The organism is Leclercia sp. CFBP8987 (assembly GCF_034044995.2).
Taxonomy (GTDB): Bacteria; Pseudomonadota; Gammaproteobacteria; order Enterobacterales; family Enterobacteriaceae; genus Enterobacter; species Enterobacter tamurae.
In genome coordinates this window covers 1,792,118-1,815,815 of the sequence record NZ_CM188255.1, presented here as the reverse complement: position 1 = coordinate 1,815,815, position 23,698 = coordinate 1,792,118, and the positions used below count along the sequence as shown (strand labels likewise).

The following is a 23,698-nucleotide window of genomic DNA, read 5'->3' as shown; positions in this document are numbered from 1 at the left end:
ATGCCCAATAAGAGATCCTGACAAAGCCATGCCTGAACAATATCGTTTTTCCCTGCCCGGCAAAGCGGGCGACCAACGCCAGTTGGGTGAACTGACCGGGGCAGCCTGCGCCACGCTGGTTGCAGAGATCGCAGAGCGCCATCAGGGACCGGTGGTGCTGGTCGCGCCAGACATGCAAAACGCCCTGCGCCTGCATGATGAGATCCGCCAGTTTACCGATCAGCTGGTCACCAGTCTTGCCGACTGGGAGACCCTGCCCTACGACAGCTTCTCCCCGCACCAGGAGATCATCTCCTCGCGCCTCTCCACGCTCTATCAGCTGCCCACCATGCAGCGCGGCGTGCTGATTGTGCCGGTCAATACCCTGATGCAGCGCGTCTGCCCGCACAGCTATCTGCACGGGCATGCGCTGGTGATGAAAAAGGGCCAGCGCCTGTCGCGGGATGCCCTGCGCGTCCAGCTCGACAGCGCCGGCTATCGCCATGTGGATCAGGTGATGGAGCACGGGGAGTACGCCACCCGCGGTGCCCTGCTGGATCTCTTCCCCATGGGCAGTGCGCTGCCGTACCGTCTCGATTTCTTCGATGACGAAATCGACAGCCTGCGCCTGTTTGACGCCGACACCCAGCGTACGCTGGAGGAAGTGGAGGCCATCAACCTGCTGCCGGCGCACGAGTTCCCGACCGACAAAACCGCCATTGAGCTGTTCCGCAGCCAGTGGCGCGATAAGTTTGAGGTTAAACGCGACGCGGAACATATCTACCAGCAGGTGAGTAAAGGCACCCTGCCAACGGGGATCGAATACTGGCAGCCGCTGTTCTTCAGCGAGCCACTGCCTCCTCTGTTCAGCTACTTCCCGGCCAATACCCTGGTGCTCAACACCGGCGATCTGGAAGCCAGCGCTAACCGTTTTGAGAGTGAAACCCGGGCGCGGTTTGAGAACCGTGGCGTGGATCCGATGCGTCCCCTGCTGGAGCCTGAGCTGCTGTGGCTGCGCACCGACGAGTTGTTCAGCGAGCTGAAACGCTGGCCGCGGGTGCAGCTGAAAACTGACAACCTGCCGGACAAAGCTGCCAACACCAATCTGGCGTATCAGGCGCTGCCGGACCTCGCGGTGCAGGCGCAGAATAAATCCCCGCTGGATAACCTGCGTAAGTTCCTCGAGGCCTTTACCGGGCCGGTGATCTTCTCGGTGGAAAGCGAAGGCCGCCGTGAAGCATTGGGCGAACTGCTCAGCCGCATCAAAGTGGCGCCGAAGCGCATCCTGCGTCTGGACGAAGCCAGCGGCACCGGGCGTTATCTGATGATCGGCGCCGCCGAGCATGGCTTTATTGATACGATCAATAACCTGGCACTGATCTGCGAAAGCGATCTGCTGGGGGAGCGCGTGGCGCGCCGTCGTCAGGACAGCCGCCGCACCATCAACCCGGATACGCTGATCCGCAACCTGGCAGAGCTGCACCCCGGCCAGCCGATTGTCCATCTCGAGCATGGCGTGGGCCGTTACGCAGGGATGACCACCCTGGAAGCGGGCGGCATCAAGGGCGAATACCTGATGCTGATGTACGCCAACGACGCCAAACTCTACGTGCCGGTGTCGTCTCTGCACCTGATCAGCCGCTACGCGGGCGGTGCGGAAGAGAATGCGCCCCTGCATAAACTCGGCGGCGACGCCTGGTCGCGGGCGCGGCAGAAAGCGGCGGAAAAAGTACGTGACGTGGCGGCGGAGCTGCTGGACATCTACGCTCAGCGCGCGGCGAAGACCGGCTATGCCTTTAAACACGATAAAGAGCAGTACCAGCTGTTCTGCGACAGCTTCCCGTTTGAAACCACGCCGGATCAGGCTCAGGCGATCAATGCCGTGCTCAGCGACATGTGTCAGCCCCTGGCGATGGACCGACTGGTGTGCGGCGACGTGGGCTTCGGCAAAACCGAAGTGGCGATGCGCGCCACCTTCCTCGCGGTCGAGAACCACAAACAGGTGGCGGTGCTGGTGCCCACTACCCTGCTGGCGCAGCAGCACTACGATAACTTCCGCGACCGCTTTGCCAACTGGCCGGTGCGCATTGAGATGCTGTCCCGTTTCCGCAGCGCCAAAGAACAGGCGCAGATCCTCGAGGAGGCCAGCGAGGGTAAGATCGACATTCTGATCGGCACCCACAAGCTGCTGCAGAGCGACGTGAAGTGGAAAGATCTGGGCCTGTTGATTGTCGACGAAGAGCACCGCTTTGGCGTGCGTCATAAGGAGCGGATTAAAGCGATGCGCGCCGATGTCGATATCCTGACCCTCACCGCCACGCCGATCCCGCGTACGCTAAACATGGCGATGAGCGGCATGCGCGATCTGTCGATTATCGCTACTCCACCGGCCCGTCGTCTGGCGGTGAAAACCTTCGTGCGCGAATACGATAACCTGGTGGTGCGCGAGGCGATCCTGCGTGAAGTCCTGCGCGGCGGCCAGGTCTATTATCTCTACAACGACGTGGAGAATATTCAGAAAGCGGCCGACCGGCTGGCGGAGCTGGTGCCGGAAGCACGCATCGCCATCGGCCACGGGCAGATGCGCGAGCGCGAGCTGGAACGGGTGATGAACGATTTCCACCACCAGCGCTTTAACGTGCTGGTCTGCACCACGATCATCGAAACCGGGATCGATATTCCTACCGCCAATACCATCATTATTGAGCGGGCGGATCACTTCGGCCTGGCCCAGCTTCACCAGCTTCGCGGTCGCGTCGGGCGTTCACACCATCAGGCCTATGCCTGGCTGATGACCCCGCATCCGAAAGCGATGACCACCGATGCGCAAAAACGTCTTGAAGCCATCGCCTCGCTGGAAGATCTGGGTGCCGGCTTTGCGCTGGCGACCCACGACCTTGAGATCCGCGGTGCGGGCGAGCTGCTCGGGGAAGATCAGAGCGGCTCGATGGAGACCATCGGTTTCCAGCTGTATATGGAGCTGCTGGAAAACGCCGTCGATGCCCTGAAGGCAGGGCGCGAGCCGTCGCTGGAAGATCTCACCAACCAGCAAACGGAGGTGGAACTGCGGATGCCTGCCCTGCTGCCGGATGACTTTATCCCGGATGTGAATACGCGTCTGTCATTCTATAAACGCATTGCCAGCGCTAAAGATGAAGCCAGCCTCGACGAGATTAAGGTGGAGCTGATTGACCGCTTTGGTTTACTGCCGGATCCGGCGCGCAACCTGCTGGATATTGCCCGCTTACGCCAGCAGGCGCAGAAGCTGGGGATCCGCAAGCTGGAAGGGAATGACAAAGGCGGCATGATTGAGTTTGCTGAGAAGAACCATGTTGATCCGATGTGGCTGATCGGCCTGCTGCAGAAACAGCCTCAGCATTATCGCCTGGACGGCCCGACGCGTCTGAAATTCACCCAGGACCTGGCGGAACGGAAAATCCGTATGGACTGGGTGCGTAATTTTATGCGACAGCTGGAAGAGAACGCCGTCGCCTGACCCCTCCCGGGCGATCCTGCGATCGCCCGGCCTTATTTCCCGCGCAATTTACAACTCTTTGCAATCCACCTGGATTTCCCGACACGACTATTCGCCATAATTATCGATTAACTTTCAGATAACAATAATCTTTATTGCTATGGATTCTGGTGATGATGACGACTTCGCGTTTTACCCGTTGGATATCGATGGTTGCGCTGCTCTCGGCCCTGGCGCTTGCTCTGCCTGTGCAGGCCAATACCTGGCCCCTGCCCCCGGCGGGCAGCCGGTTGGTGGGCGAAAACCGCTTTCATGTGGTGGAAAATGACGGCGGCTCGCTGGAAGCGATTGCCAAAAAATATAACGTCGGCTTTCTGGCGCTGCTGCAGGCTAACCCCGGCGTGGATCCCTATGTACCCCGCGCGGGCAGCGTGCTGACCATTCCGCTGCAGACCCTGCTTCCCGATGCGCCGCGGGAAGGACTTGTGATTAACCTTGCCGAGCTGCGTCTCTACTATTACCCGCCGGGTAAAAATGAGGTCACGGTTTACCCCATCGGCATTGGCCAACTGGGGGGCGATACGCTGACGCCAACCATGGTGACCACGGTGTCGGATAAACGCGCTAACCCCACCTGGACCCCGACCGCCAATATCCGTGCCCGCTATAAAGCCCAGGGCATTGACCTGCCTGCGGTAGTGCCTGCCGGGCCGGAAAACCCGATGGGGCATCATGCGATCCGCCTTGCGGCCTACGGTGGCGTTTATCTCCTGCACGGCACCAACGCCGATTTTGGCATTGGCATGCGCGTCAGCTCCGGCTGTATTCGCCTGCGTGACAATGACATCGAGACGCTGTTCCGCGTTATTCAGCCCGGCACCAAAGTGAATATCATGAATACGCCGATCAAGGTGTCGGAAGAGCCCGGCGGCGTGCGGCTGGTGGAGGTACATCAACCCCTGTCGAAACAGTTGAATGACGATCCGCAGACCTTGCCGATTGTGTTGAATGGTGCCCAGCAGGGCTTTAAAGCCAGCGCAGACGAAACGGTGATGGAGCGTGCGATGGAAGCCCGCTCGGGAATGCCGGTGGATGTTACTCGCCATTCGGAGGTTCAGGCTCTGTAAGCCTTAGAGATAAAAAAAAGCTCTGCAATCGCAGAGCTTTTTTTCGCAGTGGCATTAATGAGGGTTAAGCCATGCTTATTTGTAGATCACCGCAGTACCGTGCAGGGTGTTCGGGCCGGTAACAGAGGTGATACGGTAAGATTTAGCACCCATCTCTTCCGCTTTTTGCGCTAACTGGCTTTCCAGAGAGCCAAGGTTAGTCCCACCATTCGCGGAAATCGTACCCACTTTTTGTTGATCGGCAGGGGTAGACTGAACCTGTACAGCGGCGAAGCTGGCAAACGAGAGTGAGCTTAGTACGGCAGCGGCGATCAGTGTTTTTACATTTTTCATGATAAGAACCTTATGCAAGTGACAGGATGTCGTAAGCATTAACTTAACGATCGATAACTAAATGATAAATGTGATCTGCATCACGGTCAAATTCTTTTTATAACGATCGTTAAAATAAATTTAAAACCTTTAAAATTCATATTGATATAATGAAATTAATTTTATGAATTCAGCGCTGGCTGCAAAGAGGGATTATTTTTATAATGGTCGTTCAACAAACCAACAGAGGTACAACGGCTCATGACAACCGATGATACGCGTTGCGCAAAGAAAAGCCGTGGCCGACCAAAAGTGTTCGACAGGGAAGCGGCGCTGGATAAGGCCATGACGCTGTTCTGGCAGCATGGGTATGAAGCCACATCGCTGGCCGACCTGGTCGCAGCGACCGGGGCTAAAGCGCCTACGCTGTATGCAGAATTTACTAATAAAGAGGGGCTGTTCCGCGCGGTGCTGGATCGCTATATCAGCCGTTTCGCCGCCCGCCATGAAGCGCAGCTGTTCTGCGAAGAGAAGCGTGTCGAAGATGCGCTGGAAGACTACTTCACCGCGGTGGCGACCTGCTTTACCAGCAAAGAGACGCCCGCAGGCTGCTTTATGATTAACACGTCAGCCACGCTGGCGGCGTCATCAGAAGAGATTGCCCACACGGTTAAATCGCGCCATGCGATGCAGGAGGAGACGCTGTGCCGGTTCCTCGAACAGCGCCAGCAGCGCGGTGAGATCCCCGTACACTGCGATCCGCAAAAACTGGCCCAGTACCTGAGCTGCATTTTGCAGGGAATGTCGATCAGCGCCCGGGAAGGTGCCAGCCTGGAAAAACTGCAGACCATCACGCAGATCACCCTGCGCCTGTGGCCTGAACTCCTGAAAGCTTGATCCGCAGGGCGGTTTTCCGCCCTGCTCCCGCCCCACTTTCAGACAAATCTGCTTAAAGATAGGTAAAATCTATCACCGCATCTTTGCCGCTTGCTATCCTTAACGGGTGATTATTGATGTGCTAATGGTTAGGCGCATAGGTCATAACGGAGCTGTTCTGGCTATTCACATTCAGAAGGAGAATAAAAATGATTTTGCTATTACCATTTTTCAAGGTGTTAATGGTGATCACATTGTTATTCGGTCTCTGGGTCTTATGTGGTGGGTCAGTTTTATTTGCTTTCTTGTCTGTCCTGATAACAGGATTTTTATTACTGAGACAATATAACGAGTTTGACCTTTAACCCCTGTAGCCCAGTCACTACCCCGGAAAGACCTTATTCCTGCCGTGAGTCGCGCGGCTGCTAAGGTCTTTTTTATGCGCAAAAAAAGCTCCCCAGCCTGAGCGAATGGGGAGCTAAACGCAGAGAACAGATTTTTTTATGCTTTGTTATTCAGTACCAGCTGACCATCACTGTTAAGGGGGATTTGCGTGCCGGGATCTTTATCCATACGGATCTTGCCCTGCTGATCGCCAATTTTGTACGTCACATCGTAGCCGAGCATTTTTTCTGACTTGTCATACACCGTTTTACAACGCTGCTGCGTCGAGGTGTAAGTATCACGCTCCTGCAGTGCGCCCTGCGCCTGATTGCCGGCATAACCACCGCCCAGCGCGCCCACCACCGTGGCGACATCTTTGCCGCGTCCGCCACCAAACTGATGACCAATCACGCCGCCCGCTACCGCACCCAGTACGGAACCCGCGATGCGGTTTTCATCCTGCACCGGACGACGGTGCGTCACGGTCACGTTCCGGCACTCCTGACGGGGTGTTTTAACCGTCTCTTTAATCGGTGTTGCCGAAACGACCTGCGCATACTGTGGGCCACGTTCAAAGACATTGAGACTGGCAACTGCCGCCACGCCTAACGCGGCAGCCACGCCAATCCCTATACCTGCCACCATGGATTTATTCATGGGACAACCTCCTTTTTATTGCTATTAGTAACAATTCTGCAACCAAAGCAGGTCGTTAGCAAATCAGATAAGGGAGTAAAAATGTGGGAAGAAGCGGGAAAACAGCCTGATTAGGAGAACTCTTAGGCTTCTGAGGGGGAATTAGCAGTGTGATATGCTGAAAAAGCCCCTCCGGCGACCGCGGAGGGGCTTGGTTCTTAGTGCAGTTTCAGACGCGGTCGGATCACGCGGTTGATGCTGCCAACCAGCATCATCAGCCCGGTTTTGAAGTAACCGTGCAGCGCAACCTGGTGCATACGGTACAGCGAGATATAGACGAAGCGTGCGATACGCCCTTCTACCATCATCGAACCGCGCATCAGGTTGCCCATAAGACTGCCGACGGTGGAGAAGTTAGAGAGCGACACCAGGGAACCGTGGTCTTTGTAGACGTAGTTCTTCAGGGTTTTGCCTTTCGCCTGCGCCAGAATATTATGCAGCGCCAGGCTGGCCATCTGGTGAGCGGCCTGAGCGCGCGGTGGTACGAACCCGCCTTCCGGACGCGCGCAGGAGGCGCAGTCACCGATAGCGTAAATGTCCGGATCGCGGGTGGTTTGCAGCGTCGGCTCAACCACCAGCTGGTTAATGCGGTTGGTTTCCAGACCGCCAATCTCTTTCATGAAATCAGGTGCCTTGATGCCCGCGGCCCAGACCATCAGATCGGCTTTGATGTGTTCGCCATCTTTGGTATGCAGACCCTGCTCATCGGCGCTGGTGACCATGGTCTGGGTCAGAACGCGTACGCCCATCTTGGTCAGCTCGCTGTGAGCTGCGCCGGAGATGCGCGGCGGCAGTGCAGGCAGAATACGTTCACCGGCTTCCACCAGCGTCACGTTCAGCGCGTCGTTGGTTAACCCTTTGTAGCCGTAGCTGTGCAGCTGTTTGACCGCGTTATGCAGCTCCGCAGAGAGCTCCACGCCGGTCGCCCCGCCGCCAACGATGGCGATGTTCACCTTGCCGTTTGCGCCAAGGTTATTGGAGTATTTCAGGAACAGGTTGAGCATCTCCTGATGGAAACGACGCGCCTGGTGTGGGTTATCGAGGAAGATGCAGTGCTCTTTCACGCCCGGGGTGTTGAAGTCGTTAGAGGTACTGCCCAGCGCCATCACCAGCGTGTCATACGCCAGCTTGCGCTCCGGTACCAGCAGCTCGCCCTTCTCATCGCGCAGCTCAGCCAGGGTAATGGTTTTGCTTTCACGGTTGATATCCATCACCGAGCCCAGCTGGAACTGGAAGCCGTGGTTGCGTGCATGCGCCAGATAGCTCAGCGCGTCAACGCCCTCATCCAGTGAACCGGTAGCCACTTCGTGCAGCAGCGGTTTCCACAGGTGGCTGTGGTTGCGATCGACCAGCGTAACCTTGGCTTTTTTACCGCGTCCAAGCTTCTTACCTAACTGCGTAGCCAGTTCCAGACCGCCAGCACCACCACCCACAATCACTATCTTTTTCAATGGCGTAGTCAACGTGACCCCCTAAATTATTAACCAATTGTTAATTAAAAGTTATGAAAATAACCTTTAATTAACAACAAGTTACATCACTGAAACCATTCAACCGTCATGAGAATAACATGTTCGGTGCATTGGTCATACCAAAATTGATGTGCATCAAGTTTTGCCGCTTAAAATTCACTCAAGCTTAGCAAAAAGAGAGCCCGGCTCACGTTACGTGGCCGGGCTTGAGGTGAAATCAGGAATTAACCTAAGGTCTTGAACGCTTTGATGCGCTGCAGATGGGGGGCAATATTCTTGAACTTATGCGTCTGCTCTTCATCCCAGACAATTTCGTAGTAAGGGTGCAGCAGTTCCGCGGCACGCGGGCTATTCAGCGCCTCATCGTTGCGGGAGAGGATCACCAGACAGCGATCGCGGTTCTTCTCGCGAAAGTTGCTGACGCACTTGGTGGCGATATCGACATACTCTTCCGGCCTGTCGATCTTGCCTTCCATGTTCTCGTTCGGGAACAGGTTTGGATTGAACACTACCTGACGAATATCACACAAGAACCCAATCCGCTCCGCCCAGTATCCTCCCAGGCCGACGCCGCAGATCAATGGACGCTCGTCGATATTCAGCTGCAACATTTTATCCACTTCCTTCAGCAGATGTTGCATATCATGCTTCGGATGACGCGTGCTGTAGCTAATCAGCCGCACATCCGGGTCGATAAACTGCAACTGCAGGACCTTCTCGTGATTACCGGGACTGTTCGAATCAAAACCGTGCAAATAGATGATCATCGTATCCTCGCCACACTACGCTTGCCAGGAGGGGTTATTGCCCCGCTTTATGCGCTTGCCAGCGCTCATGAAGCGCCTCAAGCTGCGCATTCACCGATTTCCAGCGTGCTGTATCCCGCAGCTCCTGACGGCTAAAAGAACCTTTATGATACAATTGTGTAACACGTTCAGCCTTGATCGGCGACAGGTTATCTAACACGCTCACTGCGCCTTTACGATTATTGCAGACCAGGATCATATCGCAACCCGCATCCAGCGACGCCTGACCGCGTTCCGCATAGCTGCCCATGATCGCCGCCCCTTCCATGGACAAATCGTCAGAGAAAATCACGCCGTTGAAGCCCAGCTCCTGACGCAGGACGGTTTTCAGCCAGTGCGATGAACCGCTGGCCGGACGCGGATCAACATCGGTGTAGATCACATGCGCAGGCATGATGGCATCGAGCTTGTTGTCGGTAATGAGCGATTTGAAAATCGACATATCCCGGGCGCGGATCTCCGCCTCTGGGCGCGGGTCGCGCGGGGTCTCTTTATGAGAATCCGCCGTAACGGCACCATGACCCGGGAAGTGTTTGCCGGTGGTTTTCATACCAGCCTCGCGCATCCCGTCGATAAAGCGGGTGGCGACCTGCAACGCTTTCTGCGGCTCCTCGTGGTAAGCACGCTCCCCAATGGCGGCGCTGATATGGCCCACATCCAGTACCGGGGCGAAGCTGATATCAATATCCATGGCGATCATCTCGCTGGCCATCAGCCAGCCGGCCTCCTGCGCCAGTTTGCCGCCCTCTTCCAGGCCGAGCAACGCTGCAAAGGACTGGGCTGCGGGCAGACGGGTAAACCCGTCGCGAAAACGCTGTACGCGGCCTCCCTCCTGATCCACTGCCACCACCAGACGGTGATGAGAAGCCTCGCGGATCTGGCGTACCAGCTCCCGCAGCTGCGCCGGATCGTGATAATTGCGCGTAAACAGGATCAGGCCACCCACCAGCGGATGCGCCAGAATCTCGCGCTCCTCTGCATCCAGCTCATAACCTTCCACATCCAACATGACCGGACCCACACAAACCTCTCTTATTCTGTCGTTTCAAGCTGGCGCCAGATCTCATCGGCCAGCGTAATAAATTGTTTATCTTGCGATTGTTGCCAGCGCAGCTCAAACCAGCCTGCCATCAGCATCAGCACCCAGGGGTGCCAGCGATTCACCTGGCGTTGCAGCCGGGAGAGATCGAGCCGCGCGATCTCGCTGTAGGCGGCGAGCAGCTGCTGACGCTGGGCGTCACTCTCTGTCCAGACGCTGGCCAGCTCCAGGGCAACGTCGCCGTCTCCGGCATATTCCCAGTCCAGCAGCCGACAGCCGGTGGCCGTATGCACGATATTACCTGCATGAACGTCCATGTGCAGCGGTGCCAGTCGCAGCGGTCGCGGCTCACCCCGTTTTTGCAGCCGCTTATGCCATCGTAGCCATAACGGCGTACGTCGGGACGGCGAGGCCTGCAGCCAGTACTGCTCCAACAGCGGGGCCAGAGTGATTCGCCATCCGAATCGGCGCTGTTGATGCAGATGATACAGCATCGCAGCCAACGGGGATGCGGCGGGCAACCTGGTTTTGATCTCACCGGTCAGATAATCGACCGCAATCCAGCCAGGGCTGTAAAAGCGGGGCTGAGGGGCAATGTCGGCGGGAAGATGGCGGAGCGCATGGTACTGGCGGCGAAAATGGGCTGGCGTGGCCAGCGCGGCATGATACTGACGCAGCACCAGGCGTTGTCCGGCGTGCTCAATAATGCAACTCGCGCCGCTCAACCCGGCGTGGGTCTGCGGCGCGATAAGGCGATACTGCGGGAAAAAGCGCGACAGCAGTGTGTCGCGCGTCAGATTACTGTTGCTGAACTGCACCTTTACCCGACCAGATAATTTCACCTGTCTGAACCAGCATCAGCTGCATCTGCAGCGCTGGCGAGTTGACGTTGCCGGTCGCGCTTGAGTAGAGGACATATTGCGCCCCTACGTTGCGGGCAATGCCGATAGCTTTACTGCGCGAGCCCAGGCTGTCCTGCGGAGAAAGGCCCAACTGCTGCTTGGCCACCGCCAGCTGCTGCGCGGACACCAGGGTAAACTTGCCGTTGTTCGCCAGCGCATTGCGCAGCGTTTCGGTAGCTTCCCCGGCATTCAGGCTGCCGTTGGTACGGTTGTTGACGCTGTCCACCAGCAGCACGCTGCCAGCGTTGACGCCCTGGGCCTGCAACATCTTACCGACCATCGGCTGCATCGCCCCGTTCCAGTCGTAATGACGCTCACGCGGTGCAGGCTGAGCGGGTTCCTGATGCTCGATCGGGCCTGGTTGCTCAGGGACGGACGGCACGGTAGGTACGGTTGGCACAGGCTGGGTCGGTTGAACCGGCTGCTCAACGCCCGGTTTCACCTCTTCTACCGGTGCAGGTGGTTGCTCAGTGCGGCTGATACAGCCCGACAGGAACAGTGCAAAAGCCGTGACAAGCGTGTAACGACTGATGTTTTTAATCAAAATTCACCCCTTAGAGATATAGATAAAGTCTGACCTTATGCGCGCCAAGATAGTTTGCGCTGCCGTAAAGTTTGACCGACGAATTCGCCGGGATTGTCACGCTGCGCGGTGCCTCAAGTGGATGCATTTCCAGGCCACGGGCGTCATACCAGAAAAAACGGTAATGGACGGTAATCGCCTCATCTCTTTCATTGAACAGCACAGAGGAAGCGGATGGTTGAATTTCACTGATCGTTAGCGAAGGCTTGTCGGCAGTAATTCCTGCCGCCAGCACTGATGATTCCATTACCAGCGTTTGCTCATCATTGACAGGGATCGCTGGCTGAGATTTACATCCCACCAGAGCCATCACCATGAACAGCATCGCAATCCGTCCTGCAGGCATGTTAAAGACCTTTATGCGCCAGCATCGGTCCCAGCGGGCGACCGCCGAGCAGATGCATATGAATATGATAAACTTCCTGACCACCGTGGCGGTTGCAGTTCATGATCAAACGATAACCGTCTTCTGCCACGCCTTCCTGCTCAGCAATTTTCGCGGCTACTGTCAGCATACGGCCTAAAGCCAGTTCATGCTCAGTTTTCACGTCATTTACCGTCGGAATCAGAATATTAGGAATAATGAGGATGTGGGTGGGTGCCTGGGGAGAAATATCGCGAAAAGCGGTAACCAGTTCATCCTGATAGACGATATCCGCCGGGATCTCGCGACGGATAATTTTACTGAAAATGGTTTCTTCAGCCATGAGATTTTCCTTGTTCATTTAATCTGGCGACGTGCCCGGAGACAACACCCTCGGCGCAGGCGCAATATTATGTGACGCGACTTAAGAGTATGAGCGACTTTCTCTAATCCTTTCAACCTTATCCCTCGAATTCTTTCCTTATAGTGCAATTTATACGCTGCCGCTCGCCGCGCCCTCCCCTTAAATCTTAAAACATAATTTCAGATACGCCTGAAACGTCTGTTTACAGGTTTAATCACAATGCGTATATTTCGCATTTGCATTTACATGCGCATTTTATACATAGAAAACGACCTCAGACTGTGCTTACGGATCTGGGGCATCACATTCACACTTCACTCAGAAAGGTTTGTTGATGTCTTTCATGAATTATACCAGGGACGGGCAACGCCAGCCTGTCGCTAAACCCTCGCTGCTGGCAGCCTGTATTGCTTTCGCGTTGACTCCTGTTGCCAGTTTTGCCGCGCCGGCTGAAGAGACCGTTATTGTTGACGGTTCCACGCCGTCGGGTACCGCTGACGAAAGCCAGGACTACAGCGTAAAAACCACCACCGCGGGCACCAAAATGCAGATGGTGCAGCGTGATATTCCGCAGTCGGTCACGATCGTCAGCGAACAACGCATGGAAGACCAACAGCTGCAGACCCTGGGCGACGTGATGGATAACACGATGGGGATCAGCAAAAGCACCACGGACTCCGATCGCAGCAATTTTTACTCCCGTGGGTTCGAAATCGACAACTACATGGTCGACGGCATCCCGACCTATTTCGAATCACGCTGGAATCTGGGTGATTCTCAGTCTGACACCGCGCTGTTTGAGCGGGTGGAAGTGGTACGCGGCGCCAACGGCCTGATGACCGGCACAGGCAACCCGTCCGCAGCCATCAATATGGTGCGTAAGCATGCCACCAGCCGCGAATTTAAGGCCAATCTGTCGGCAGAATACGGCAGCTGGAACAAACAACGTTACGTCATGGATATGCAAAGCCCGCTAACGGAAGACGGCAATCTGCGCAGCCGCATCGTGGCGGGTTATCAGGACAGCGACTCCTGGCTCGATAACTACAATCAGAAGCGCACCTTCTTCTCCGGTATTCTGGACGCCGACCTGGGCACCAGCACCTCGCTGTCCGCTGGTTACGAATATCAGCGTATCGACATCAATAACCAGACCTGGGGTGGTTTGCCGCGCTGGAACACCGATGGCAGCACCAAACATTACGATCGCGCACACAGCACGTCTCCAGACTGGGCTTACAACGACAAAGAGTTCAATAAGGTCTTCTTCACTCTGAAGCAGCGCTTTGCCGACGACTGGCAGGCCACCCTGAATGCGACCCATACCGAAGCGAAATTCGACAGCAAAGCGATGTATATCGATGCCTTTGTGAATAAGAGCACCGGCATGCTGGAAGGCCCTTATTCGAACTATGGTGCAGGTTATGATTACATTGGCGGCACCGGCTGGAACAGCGGCAAACGTAAAGTCGATGCGGTAGACCTGTTTGCTGATGGCGGTTACGAGCTGCTGGGTCGCCAGCACACCATGATGATTGGCGGCAGCTTCAGTCGTCAGACCAACCGTTACACCAACTCATGGGCTAACGTCTACCCGGATGAGTTCGGTAGCTTCTACGACTATAACGGTTACTTCCCAGAAACCAACTGGGGATCGCAGTCGCTGGCTCAGGATGACACCACCAATATGAAATCGCTGTATGCCGCGACGCGCATTTCACTGGCCGATCCTTTGCATTTGATCCTTGGCGCCCGTTATACCAACTGGAGCGTTGACACCCTGACCTACGGTATGGAGAAAAATCACACCACGCCTTATGCGGGTCTGGTTTACGACATCAATGACAACTGGTCTGCCTACGCCAGCTATACCTCAATCTTCCAGCCGCAGAACTACCGCGACAGCTCGGGCAAATATCTTGATCCGATCACCGGGAATAACTACGAAGCGGGCCTGAAATCCGACTGGATGAACAGCCGTCTGACCACCACGCTGTCCGTGTTCCGCATTGAGCAGGATAATCTGGGACAAAGCACCGGCCGGACCATTCAGGGCTCCACGGATGTGGCTTACGAGAGCGTAGACGGTACCGTGAGTAAAGGCGTTGAGTTTGAAATCAACGGCGCGCTGACGGATAACTGGCAGATGACCTTTGGTGCAACGCGTTATGTTGCGGAAGATAACAACGGCAAGGCGGTAAACCCGCAGCTGCCACGCACGACCGTAAAACTGTTTACCAGCTACCGTCTGCCGGCGATGCCTGAGCTGACCGTTGGCGGTGGGGTTAACTGGCAGAACAGCGTCTACACCTACCAGGACACGCCTTACGGTACCTGGCGTGCATCGCAGGGCAGCTACGCGCTGGTGGATCTATTCACTCGTTACCAGGTCACGAAGAACTTCTCCCTGCAGGGTAATCTGAATAACCTCTTCGATAAGACCTACGACACCAACGTTGAAGGCGAAATTGTGTATGGCGAACCGCGTAACGTGAGCCTGACCGCAAGCTATCAGTTCTGATAAATCATCAGACGTCTAAGGGAGCCAAATGGCTCCCTTTTTTGTGCCGGGTGGCGCTACGCTTACCCGGCCTACGGTCTGAGCTTTTGTAGGCCGGGTAAGGCGCAGCCGCCACCCGGCATTTCCCCAACCACAGGCAATAAAAAAGGCAGCCATTCGGCTGCCTTAGTCTCCCCAGGTCACAACTTAGTTGCCGCGGATGTACTCATCCATTTCGGTTTTCAGGTTATCGGATTTAGTACCGAAGATAGCCTGTACACCGGAACCTGCAACAACTACGCCCGCTGCGCCCAGTTTTTTCAGACCCGGCTGGTCAACTTTCGCGATATCAGCAACGCTCACACGCAGACGAGTGATACACGCGTCCAGGTTAGTGATGTTCTCTTTACCGCCGAACGCTGCAACCAGTGCCGGAGCCATTTCGCTGGTGCCGGTCGCTTTAACGTCGTCAGATGCATCTTCACGACCTGGTGTTTTCAGGTCCAGTGCTTTGATCAGCACGCGGAAGATGGTGTAGTACGCCACCGCGTAGCACGCACCCACGATTGGGAACAGCCACAGTTTGCTGCTGTTACCGGACAGAACGATAAAGTCGATCAGACCGTGCGAGAAGGAGGTACCGTCACGCATACCCAGCAGGATACAGATTGGGAACGCCAGGCCAGCCAGCACCGCGTGGATGATGTACAGGATCGGCGCAACGAACATGAAGGAGAACTCGATCGGCTCGGTGATACCGGTCAGGAACGAGGTCAGCGCGGCGGAGATCATGATACCGCCCACTTTTGCACGGTTCTCTGGTTTAGCAGAGTGCCAGATTGCAATCGCAGCAGCCGGCAGGCCGTACATTTTGAACAGGAAGCCGCCAGACAGTTTGCCTGCAGTTGGGTCGCCTGCCATGTAGCGAGGGATGTCGCCGTGGAAGACCTGACCTGCTGCGTTGGTGTATTCGCCGATCTGCATCTGGAAAGGAACGTTCCAGATGTGGTGCAGACCAAATGGCACCAGGCAACGCTCAATGAAGCCGTAGATACCGAACGCCACAACCGGGTTCTGGTACGCAGCCCACTGGGAGAAGGTCTGGATTGCGGAACCAATCGGTGGCCAGATGAAGGAGAGGATCACACCAGTGAAGATCGCCGCCAGACCAGAGATGATTGGAACGAAACGCTTGCCTGCAAAGAAGCCCAGATACTCAGGCAGCTTGATGCGATAGAAGCGGTTAAACATATATGCCGCAATAGCACCCGAGATAATACCGCCCAGAACACCGGTGTCAGCCAGGTGTTTTGACGCGATCTCTTCAGGTGGCAAGTGCAGAACCAGAGGTGCAACCACAGCCATGGTCTTAACCATGATGCCGTATGCAACTACAGCGGCCAGCGCAGATACGCCGTCGTTATTGGTGAAGCCAAGCGCAACGCCGATGGCGAAGATCAGTGGCATATTAGCAAAAACAGAACCGCCTGCTTCGGCCATCACATGAGAAACTACGGCTGGCAGCCAGCTGAAGTTTGCAGAACCGACGCCCAGCAGGATACCTGCGATAGGCAGTACGGATACCGGCAGCATCAGCGATTTACCGACCTTCTGCAGGTTAGCAAATGCATTCTTAAACATAATTGAGAGTGCTCCTGAGTATTTGTGCTTTTTTTACGTTTTCACGCATTGGCCCGGGGGGAGAACCGTGCCGTGGACAGGACATCTAAGCGCCCTTTATTTATTACACAGAGTAAAATAAATCCGCGTATTTTTGTTTGACGGCTATCACGTTTCAGCGCAGGGTAGCTGAAAAACTTTCAGATTTTTACAAAATTAATTGCCAAATGTTTCCAGAAAGCTCTTCACCGCCCCCACATGGGCGGTGAACTTTACTCGTTTTGGCTATTAATTACGAGCCATAAAAAAATAGATTAATCAGGCAGATTGCAGGCGGGAGGGATCGATGTGAAACAGGCTGGCAAAGTTATCAGTGGTGATGCGTGCCAGTTCTTCAACCTCGACGCCTTTCAAAACGGCCATATACTCGGCCACGTCCCGTGTCATCGCGGGTTGGTTCTCTTTGCCGCGATGCGGTACCGGAGCCAGATAAGGGGAATCTGTTTCCACCAGCATGCGATCGAGCGGCACGTAGCGCGCAGCATCACGAAGCTGCTCGGCGTTACGGAACGTCACGATCCCGGAAAACGAGATATAAAAACCCAAATCCAGCAGCTTACCCGCTGTTTCTCTGTCTTCAGTGAAACAGTGTAGTACGCCGCCGCAATCCGTCACCTTTTCTTCGTACAGGATCGCCAGCGTATCGGCGCGCGCGTCGCGGGTGTGGACAATCACCGGTTTGTTCAGCTCCCGGCCAATGCGGATATGGTCGCGGAACGATTCCTGCTGGCGGGCTTTGGTTTCCGGGGTGTAGAAATAATCCAGCCCGGTTTCACCCATCGCGACCACGCCCTCTTCCGCCGCCAGACGGCGCAGATCTTCAACGTCGTACGCCTCATCCTGATTCAGAGGATGCACGCCGCAGGAGAAGACCACGTTGTCGCGCACGCCCACCAGCTCGCGCATGGATTTGTAACCAGGTAACGTCGTGGCGACCGCCAGACAAAATTTCACATCGCGGGCGGCGGCTTTCGCCAGCACGTCATCGACGTTTTTATGCAGGGATTGATAATCCAGGCCATCAAGATGGCAGTGTGAGTCGACTAAAAACATAATGTGTCTCTCAGAGAGGGGATACAGGCAGCGTCGTGCCCGGTTGCAGGTAGTGCTCAATAGTGAGTAACAGGTCGGTCAGGACAAGCTCCCGATTCAGCCCCGTCACGCTGAGTAGTTGTTCACGGCACTGGCAGACATCATGAAGAATAGTCCGCAATGCCACACCCGGCAGGCGCTGCGCCAGACTACTGACGAGCGGCCAGGCATCGGCATTAGTAAGCAGAGTTGCTCCCTGCTGAATTTTAAGGGCATCCAGCAGCAGAGCCGCCAGCCAGTGTAGGCGATCCGGAGCCTGCTCATGGTTCAGGATCGGCAGTAGGCTCAGCCAGTCCCCGCTGTCCGGTACCGCGCCGAGGGCCTGACAGAGTTGTTGCCGTTGCGTCTGGACGTTGGGCTGCAACAGGGCCAGCGCCGCAGCAGGTGCCCCGCCGCACAGCCGCAGCGCGGTTAGCGCCGCTTCTTGTGACGTTGTCACTTCCCGCGCAAGCCAGCTGATAGCCCAGGCTTCCTGCGGTACGCTGAGAAGATGCAGGCGACAGCGGCTACGCAGGGTCGCCAGCAGTCGTCCAGGTTCACGGCAGGCCATCAGGAACCTGGTATTTTCCGGCGGCTCTTCGAGGGTCTTTAACAGCGCGTTAGCCGCCGCCTCGGTAAGCTGGGCGGCATCCTTCAGCCAGACGACTTTCGCCCCCCCGAGCCGGGCACGTTCGTAGAGCTTTTCACTGACCGCGCGCACCGCATCGATGCCCAGCGTAGTCTTGCCCTTCTCCGGCTCCAGCGCGTAATAATCCGGGTGCGTTTCCGCCTGCATCAGCTGACAGCTGCGGCACTGGCCGCAGCTTTTATGCCCCTGGGGCTGCTGGCACATCAGAAAACGGGTGATGGCATAGATCAGCGCCTCGTCGCCCATGCCCGGCAGCGACTGGATCAGTAACGCATGATGCCCCCGACCGGACTGATAGCTGTTCACCAGCTGTTCAAAGTGCGGGCGCAACCATGGGTACCATTTCATGCCTGTTGTTCCTTCAGCCAGTCAGTGACCGTTGTGCGAATGTCGTTCATCACCTCTTCCAGCGACTGGGTCGCATCGATGGTGCGGATTGAGCTGTCCTGAGCGGCCAGCTCGCGGTAACGAGCGCGGGTGCGATTAAAGAAGTCCAGCGACTCCTGCTCGATACGATCCAGTTCGCCGCGGGCGCGGGCGCGTTTCAGACCCACTTCAGGTGTCACGTCGAGATAGAGCGTCAGGTTCGGACGGAAATCACCCAGTACCGCGTCGCGCAGCGTGCCGAGCATCTGCTGGTCAATACCGCGTCCACCGCCCTGATAGGCCTGGGTAGAGAGATCGTGACGATCGCCAATCACCCAGCATCCCCGCGCCAGCGCAGGTTTGATCACGGTTTCCACCAGCTGAACGCGCGCGGCGTAGAACATCATCACTTCGGCTTTATCGGTAATAACTTCATCCCCGACCGATTTGATGTCCAGAACCAGGCTGCGCAGTTTTTCAGCCAGCTGGGTGCCGCCCGGTTCACGGGTGAAGATCATCTCTTCGATGCCACACTGTTTGAGCGTCTCGACCACTACGTCACGTGCGGTCGTTTTCCCGGCGCCTTCCAGCCCCTCAATGACGATGTAATTACTGCGCATTTTTTTCCTTAAGTGCCTTCAGATAGTCCTGGACCGAACGATTATGACTGGCAAGATTGGTGTTAAAAGTATGTCCACCCTTTCCGTCGGCGACGAAATAGAGATACGGCGTTTTTGCCGGATGCGCGGCGGCATTCAGCGATGCCTGACCCGGCGTGGCAATTGGCCCCGGGGGTAAGCCGCTAATGACATAGGTATTATAATCGGTTGGGGTTTCCAGGTCTTTACGTGAAATCTTGCCCTTGTAATTCTCACCCATACCGTAAATCACCGTCGGGTCGGTCTGCAGACGCATACCGATGCGCAGGCGATTGATAAATACCGAGGCAACCTGATCCCGCTCACTCGCCACCGCCGTCTCTTTCTCAACGATCGAGGCCATGGTGACGAACTGGTTTTGATCTTTATACGGCAGGTTTTCCATCCGCCCTTCCCAGGCTTTATCCACTGCTTCGACCATTTTTTTATGCGCGCGCTGGAGCAGTGCCACATCGGTGGTGCCTGCGGTGTACATCCAGGTATCTGGCCAGAACCAGCCCTCTACCCACTCGGGATGCTCAAACTTCAGCACCTGAGCGACGGTGGCATAGCTGTCGTCTTTCAGGGTGTGCTTGATGTAAGGGGCATCGCGCAGCTGTTTCAGGTAGTCGCTCAGGCGCATCCCTTCCACGAAACGCAGCGGGAACTGCGCCTCTTTGCCGCTCTCAAGCAGCTCCAGCATCTCTTTGACGGTCATCCCCGGCGTAAAGCGGTATGTCCCGGCTTTGAAATGGGACAGCTCCGGCTGCACGCGTAATAACCACTGGAACACGCGCGGACGGTTAATCACCTTCTCGCTATACAGCTGCTCGCCCAGCGCCAGTCGTCCGGTGCCAGGTTTCAGAGTAAAGATCGTCTCTTCAGCGATCAGAATTTGACTGCTCGCCAGCTGGCGAACCTTCCACATCCCCACACCAGCGGCAATGCCCAGCACGACAAGGATGAGGAGAATAAAGCGCAACATTTTCTTCATGACTATCTGGTTTGCTCACACAGAGGGGCTAAAAATGCGTACAACTCACGCGATGAAAAACGTTGAGAACCATACTGACGAACCGGCACGACGGGCATCAGCGCATTGCAGACCACCATCTCGTCGACCTCAGCCAGCGCGGCCTCGCGGGCATGCACGTCGACAACGCGATACCCGGAGTGTGCCAGTTGCTGGAGGCAAAACTGGCGCATCAGGCCGTTGACGCCAGCCTGATCCAGCCGGGGGGTAAAAACGTCCTTCCCCTGACGCCAGAATAAATTCGCCGCACAGCATTCCGTAATGAACCCTTCGCTGTCAAGAACCAGCGCCTCGTCGGCATCGGTCTGTTCAAGATGGGTACGGATCAGCACCTGTTCAAGCCGGTTAAGGTGCTTGATCCCGGCCAGCTGCGGGTTACGCCCCAGCCGCACCGGGCTTAATGCAAGGGTGATGCCCTCACGACGCCAGCCATCATAATGAACAGGCCAGGCCGATACTGAGAGAAGTCGTGTCGGATGCAGGCAGTTCGCCGCGCTGTATCCTCTGCCGCCGCTTCCCCGGCTGATAATGACCTTCAGCACGCCACGCTCGTTCCCGCGGGCGAGCTCAACCATTTCACGCTGTAACGCTGCCCACTCAACAAAGGGGATGAGCAGTTTTTCACAGGCTTGCTGCAAGCGTTGCAGGTGAGCATCCAGCAGACAGACCTGGCCCGCTACAATGCGTGCCGTTGTGAAGCAGCCGTCACCAAACTGAATAGCCCTGTCGCTCGCCGGGAGCGTTTCCTGCGGTATGCCATTGATCAAGAACATGATGGCTCCTTATGAATGGTCGAATAGTCTGGCAGGAAGGTGGGCCGCGGACAAGGGAATAAAACCGAATAAAAAAGGCCCGACAAGCGGACCTTTTTTATTGATGTGCCGGGAAGGTAATTATCCGCCCCGGCAATCAGCCTCAGACCTTTTTGAAGATCAGAGAGCCGTTGGTGCCGCCAAAGCCGAAGGAGTTACACAGGGTGTACTCCAGACCGCTGACCTGGCGCGCTTCGTGTGGAACGAAGTCCAGATCGCAACCCTCATCCGGGTTATCCAGGTTGATGGTCGGCGGAACAGCCTGATCGCGCAGCGCAAGGATGGAGTAGATGGATTCTACTGCACCCGCCGCACCTAACAGGTGTCCGGTCATGGATTTGGTCGAGCTCACCATCACGCGACGGGCTGCATCACCAAAGACAGACTTAACGGCCTGCGCTTCAGCTTTGTCGCCTGCTGGCGTGGAAGTGCCGTGCGCATTCACATAGCCAATCTGGCCTGGTTCGATACCCGCATCACGGATCGCGTTAACCATTGCCAGCGCAGCACCAGCCCCGTCTTCCGGCGGAGAGGTCATGTGGTAAGCGTCGCTGCTCATGCCGAAACCAATAATTTCTGCATAGATTTTCGCGCCGCGTTTCTTCGCATGCTCGTACTCTTCCAGCACGACCATACCGGCACCGTCACCCAGCACAAAACCATCACGGTCTTTATCCCACGGACGGCTTGCCGCCTGCGGGTTATCGTTGCGGGTAGAGAGGGCACGCGCTGCGCCGAAACCGCCCACACCCAGTGGGGTACTGGCTTTTTCTGCACCGCCTGCAACCATTGCATCGGCATCGCCATAAGCGATGATACGCGCCGCCTGCCCGATGTTGTGCACACCGGAGGTACAGGCAGTAGCAATCGAGATGCTTGGGCCACGCAGGCCAAACATGATGGTCAGGTGACCCGCCACCATGTTAACAATCGTTGACGGAACAAAGAACGGGCTAATCTTACGTGGACCACCATTTACCAGAGAGGTATGGTTTTCCTCGATCAGGCCAAGACCACCAATCCCGGAGCCGATAGCGGCGCCGATACGGGTTGCGTTCTCTTCCGTAATTTCAAGGCCAGAATCCTGCATGGCCTGAACGCCAGCGACAATTCCATATTGAATGAAGGCATCCATCTTGCGCTGTTCTTTGCGCGAGATGATCTCTTCACAGTTAAAATCCTTTACTAAGCCAGCAAATTTCGTTGCATAGGCGCTAGTATCGAAATGGTCGATTAGGCTGATGCCACTCTGACCGGCAAGGAGAGCGTTCCAGGTAGACTCTACGGTATTGCCGACAGGAGATAACATGCCAAGTCCGGTCACAACTACACGACGCTTAGACACGCTTGTCCTCCAGGGAGGGATAAAAAAAGAAAATCGAGGGATTACAAAAGAAAAAACACAGGCGGTCGAATGACCGCCTGGAGATGCTCACTTACGCCTGGTGACCGTTGATGTAATCAATGGCAGCCTGAACGGTGGTGATTTTCTCAGCTTCTTCGTCCGGAATCTCAGTATCAAACTCTTCTTCCAGAGCCATTACCAGCTCAACGGTGTCAAGAGAATCTGCGCCCAGGTCTTCAACGAAGGAAGCGGAGTTCACAACTTCTTCCTGCTTAACGCCCAGCTGTTCGCCGATAATTTTCTTAACGCGTTCTTCGATAGTGCTCATACTCTTAAATTTCCTATCAAAACTCGCTTTCGCGATGGTTTTCGTAGTGTATAAAATGTTGAAAAATTTGCAACTAAATCCCGGCAGGTCTTACCACGATTTTACGTTATTTTGAGGCCATTGGCCCTAATAACGCAAATATTTTCTAACGTGATTAAACCATATACATCCCGCCATTGACGTGGAGAGTTTCACCAGTGATGTAACTCGCTTCGTCAGAGGCTAAAAATGCAACCGCGCTGGCGATTTCTTTAGGGTCGCCTAAACGACCCGCTGGAACTGCCGCCAGCGTACCCGCACGCTGCTCATCGGTCAGCGCACGCGTCATGTCCGTTTCAATAAAGCCCGGAGCAACAACGTTTACAGTAATCCCGCGAGACGCAACTTCGCGTGCCAGCGACTTACTGAAACCGATCAGACCTGCTTTCGCCGCAGCGTAGTTAGCCTGACCAGCATTTCCCATGGTACCAACCACAGAACCGATAGTGATAATACGCCCATGACGCTTCTTCATCATAGCTCGCATTACCGCTTTTGACAGACGGAACACAGATGACAGGTTGGTTTCGAGAATATCGCTCCACTCGTCATCTTTCATTCGCATCAGTAAGTTGTCGCGAGTGATTCCGGCATTATTGACCAGAATATCCACTTCGCCAAATTCTGCGCGAATATTTCCCAGAACAGATTCGATAGATGCAGGATCGGTCACATTCAACATCAGACCTTTACCGTTCGCACCCAGGTACTCGCTGATCGCCTGCGCGCCGCTTTCGCTGGTCGCGGTGCCGATCACTTTCGCGCCACGCGCGACGAGGGTTTCAGCGATAGCACGGCCAATACCGCGGCTTGCACCGGTGACCAGTGCGATTTTTCCTTCAAAACTCATGGTATTCC

22 protein-coding genes are annotated in these 23,698 nt (G+C 55.7%); 4 read left to right on the top strand and 18 right to left on the bottom strand.

Features of this window, described 5'->3' with window-relative positions; genetic code table 11:
- The first annotated feature begins 28 nt into the window (after nt 1-28).
- On the top strand, nt 29-3,475 hold the full coding sequence (gene mfd, locus SOM40_RS08600) for a transcription-repair coupling factor (protein WP_312078269.1): 3,447 nt from the start codon (nt 29-31) through the stop codon (nt 3,473-3,475).
- A 152-nt stretch (nt 3,476-3,627) separates the two neighbouring features.
- Nucleotides 3,628-4,581 (top strand): L,D-transpeptidase LdtC, encoded by a 954-nt coding sequence (gene ldtC, locus SOM40_RS08595; protein WP_225759063.1) that lies wholly within the window; start codon nt 3,628-3,630, stop codon nt 4,579-4,581.
- A 75-nt stretch (nt 4,582-4,656) separates the two neighbouring features.
- On the opposite strand, the gene bhsA is transcribed toward ldtC, so the two are convergent.
- Complete coding sequence (gene bhsA / locus SOM40_RS08590; RefSeq protein ID WP_106992755.1) at nt 4,657-4,914, bottom strand: multiple stress resistance protein BhsA; 258 nt, start codon at nt 4,912-4,914, stop codon at nt 4,657-4,659.
- A gap of 240 nt (nt 4,915-5,154) precedes the next feature.
- Between bhsA and SOM40_RS08585 the strand changes: the two genes are divergently transcribed.
- Complete coding sequence (locus tag SOM40_RS08585; protein ID WP_106992754.1) at nt 5,155-5,790, top strand: TetR/AcrR family transcriptional regulator; 636 nt, start codon at nt 5,155-5,157, stop codon at nt 5,788-5,790.
- A gap of 480 nt (nt 5,791-6,270) precedes the next feature.
- Here SOM40_RS08585 and SOM40_RS08580 read toward each other — a convergent pair whose 3' ends face one another.
- The 8 genes from SOM40_RS08580 to hinT all read right to left on the bottom strand — a co-directional run bounded on the left by SOM40_RS08580 (nt 6,271) and on the right by hinT (nt 12,358).
- Entirely contained in the window at nt 6,271-6,810 is a 540-nt protein-coding gene (locus tag SOM40_RS08580; RefSeq protein ID WP_106992753.1) for a glycine zipper 2TM domain-containing protein, read from the bottom strand.
- Nucleotides 6,811-7,007: 197 nt separating this feature from the next.
- Nucleotides 7,008-8,312, bottom strand: a complete 1,305-nt coding sequence (locus tag SOM40_RS08575; protein WP_166182157.1) for an NAD(P)/FAD-dependent oxidoreductase — start codon at nt 8,310-8,312, stop codon at nt 7,008-7,010.
- Nucleotides 8,313-8,545: 233 nt separating this feature from the next.
- Nucleotides 8,546-9,088 (bottom strand): alpha/beta hydrolase YcfP, encoded by a 543-nt coding sequence (ycfP, locus tag SOM40_RS08570; RefSeq protein WP_106992751.1) that lies wholly within the window; start codon nt 9,086-9,088, stop codon nt 8,546-8,548.
- Between the two features lie 34 nt (nt 9,089-9,122).
- Nucleotides 9,123-10,148, bottom strand: coding sequence for a beta-N-acetylhexosaminidase (gene nagZ / locus SOM40_RS08565; RefSeq protein ID WP_320457056.1), 1,026 nt, complete (start codon nt 10,146-10,148; stop codon nt 9,123-9,125).
- 11 nt (nt 10,149-10,159) lie between these two features.
- Nucleotides 10,160-10,984: a thiamine kinase gene (gene thiK / locus SOM40_RS08560; protein ID WP_320529775.1), complete on the bottom strand. Its 825-nt coding sequence runs from the start codon at nt 10,982-10,984 to the stop codon at nt 10,160-10,162.
- Nucleotides 10,965-11,612 carry a penicillin-binding protein activator LpoB gene (gene lpoB / locus SOM40_RS08555; protein ID WP_106992748.1) on the bottom strand — a complete coding sequence of 216 codons (648 nt, stop codon included), beginning with the start codon at nt 11,610-11,612 and terminating at the stop codon, nt 10,965-10,967. The genes thiK and lpoB overlap by 20 nt, the downstream gene beginning before the upstream one ends.
- Nucleotides 11,613-11,622: 10 nt before the next feature.
- Complete coding sequence (locus SOM40_RS08550; RefSeq protein ID WP_106992747.1) at nt 11,623-11,997, bottom strand: YcfL family putative periplasmic lipoprotein; 375 nt, start codon at nt 11,995-11,997, stop codon at nt 11,623-11,625.
- Between the two features lies 1 nt (nt 11,998).
- Nucleotides 11,999-12,358: a purine nucleoside phosphoramidase gene (hinT, locus tag SOM40_RS08545; RefSeq protein ID WP_146145498.1), complete on the bottom strand. Its 360-nt coding sequence runs from the start codon at nt 12,356-12,358 to the stop codon at nt 11,999-12,001.
- A 355-nt stretch (nt 12,359-12,713) separates the two neighbouring features.
- Between hinT and fhuE the strand changes: the two genes are divergently transcribed.
- Nucleotides 12,714-14,900, top strand: a complete 2,187-nt coding sequence (gene fhuE / locus SOM40_RS08540) for a ferric-rhodotorulic acid/ferric-coprogen receptor FhuE (protein ID WP_225759065.1) — start codon at nt 12,714-12,716, stop codon at nt 14,898-14,900.
- Between the two features lie 186 nt (nt 14,901-15,086).
- On the opposite strand, the gene ptsG is transcribed toward fhuE, so the two are convergent.
- The 9 genes from ptsG to fabG all read right to left on the bottom strand — a co-directional run bounded on the left by ptsG (nt 15,087) and on the right by fabG (nt 23,690).
- The gene (gene ptsG / locus SOM40_RS08535) at nt 15,087-16,520 is read right to left on the bottom strand and encodes a PTS glucose transporter subunit IIBC (RefSeq protein ID WP_106992744.1); all 1,434 of its coding nucleotides are present in this window, start codon (nt 16,518-16,520) and stop codon (nt 15,087-15,089) included.
- A 297-nt stretch (nt 16,521-16,817) separates the two neighbouring features.
- Nucleotides 16,818-17,612 carry a metal-dependent hydrolase gene (locus SOM40_RS08530; protein ID WP_106992743.1) on the bottom strand — a complete coding sequence of 265 codons (795 nt, stop codon included), beginning with the start codon at nt 17,610-17,612 and terminating at the stop codon, nt 16,818-16,820.
- Between the two features lie 10 nt (nt 17,613-17,622).
- Entirely contained in the window at nt 17,623-18,627 is a 1,005-nt protein-coding gene (holB, locus tag SOM40_RS08525; protein ID WP_320457057.1) for a DNA polymerase III subunit delta', read from the bottom strand.
- A complete protein-coding gene (gene tmk, locus SOM40_RS08520; RefSeq protein WP_106992741.1) occupies nt 18,624-19,265 on the bottom strand; it encodes a dTMP kinase in 642 nt (213 codons plus the stop codon). Before tmk ends, holB begins: the two co-directional genes overlap by 4 nt.
- Nucleotides 19,255-20,277 carry a cell division protein YceG gene (gene yceG, locus SOM40_RS08515; RefSeq protein WP_312078254.1) on the bottom strand — a complete coding sequence of 341 codons (1,023 nt, stop codon included), beginning with the start codon at nt 20,275-20,277 and terminating at the stop codon, nt 19,255-19,257. Before yceG ends, tmk begins: the two co-directional genes overlap by 11 nt.
- 2 nt (nt 20,278-20,279) lie before the next feature.
- Entirely contained in the window at nt 20,280-21,089 is an 810-nt protein-coding gene (gene pabC, locus SOM40_RS08510) for an aminodeoxychorismate lyase (RefSeq protein ID WP_320457058.1), read from the bottom strand.
- 142 nt (nt 21,090-21,231) lie between these two features.
- Nucleotides 21,232-22,473, bottom strand: coding sequence for a beta-ketoacyl-ACP synthase II (gene fabF / locus SOM40_RS08505; protein WP_320457059.1), 1,242 nt, complete (start codon nt 22,471-22,473; stop codon nt 21,232-21,234).
- Between the two features lie 91 nt (nt 22,474-22,564).
- Nucleotides 22,565-22,801 carry an acyl carrier protein gene (acpP, locus tag SOM40_RS08500; RefSeq protein ID WP_003857954.1) on the bottom strand — a complete coding sequence of 79 codons (237 nt, stop codon included), beginning with the start codon at nt 22,799-22,801 and terminating at the stop codon, nt 22,565-22,567.
- Between the two features lie 154 nt (nt 22,802-22,955).
- Nucleotides 22,956-23,690 (bottom strand): 3-oxoacyl-ACP reductase FabG, encoded by a 735-nt coding sequence (fabG, locus tag SOM40_RS08495; protein WP_032617552.1) that lies wholly within the window; start codon nt 23,688-23,690, stop codon nt 22,956-22,958.
- Nucleotides 23,691-23,698: the final 8 nt, after the last annotated feature.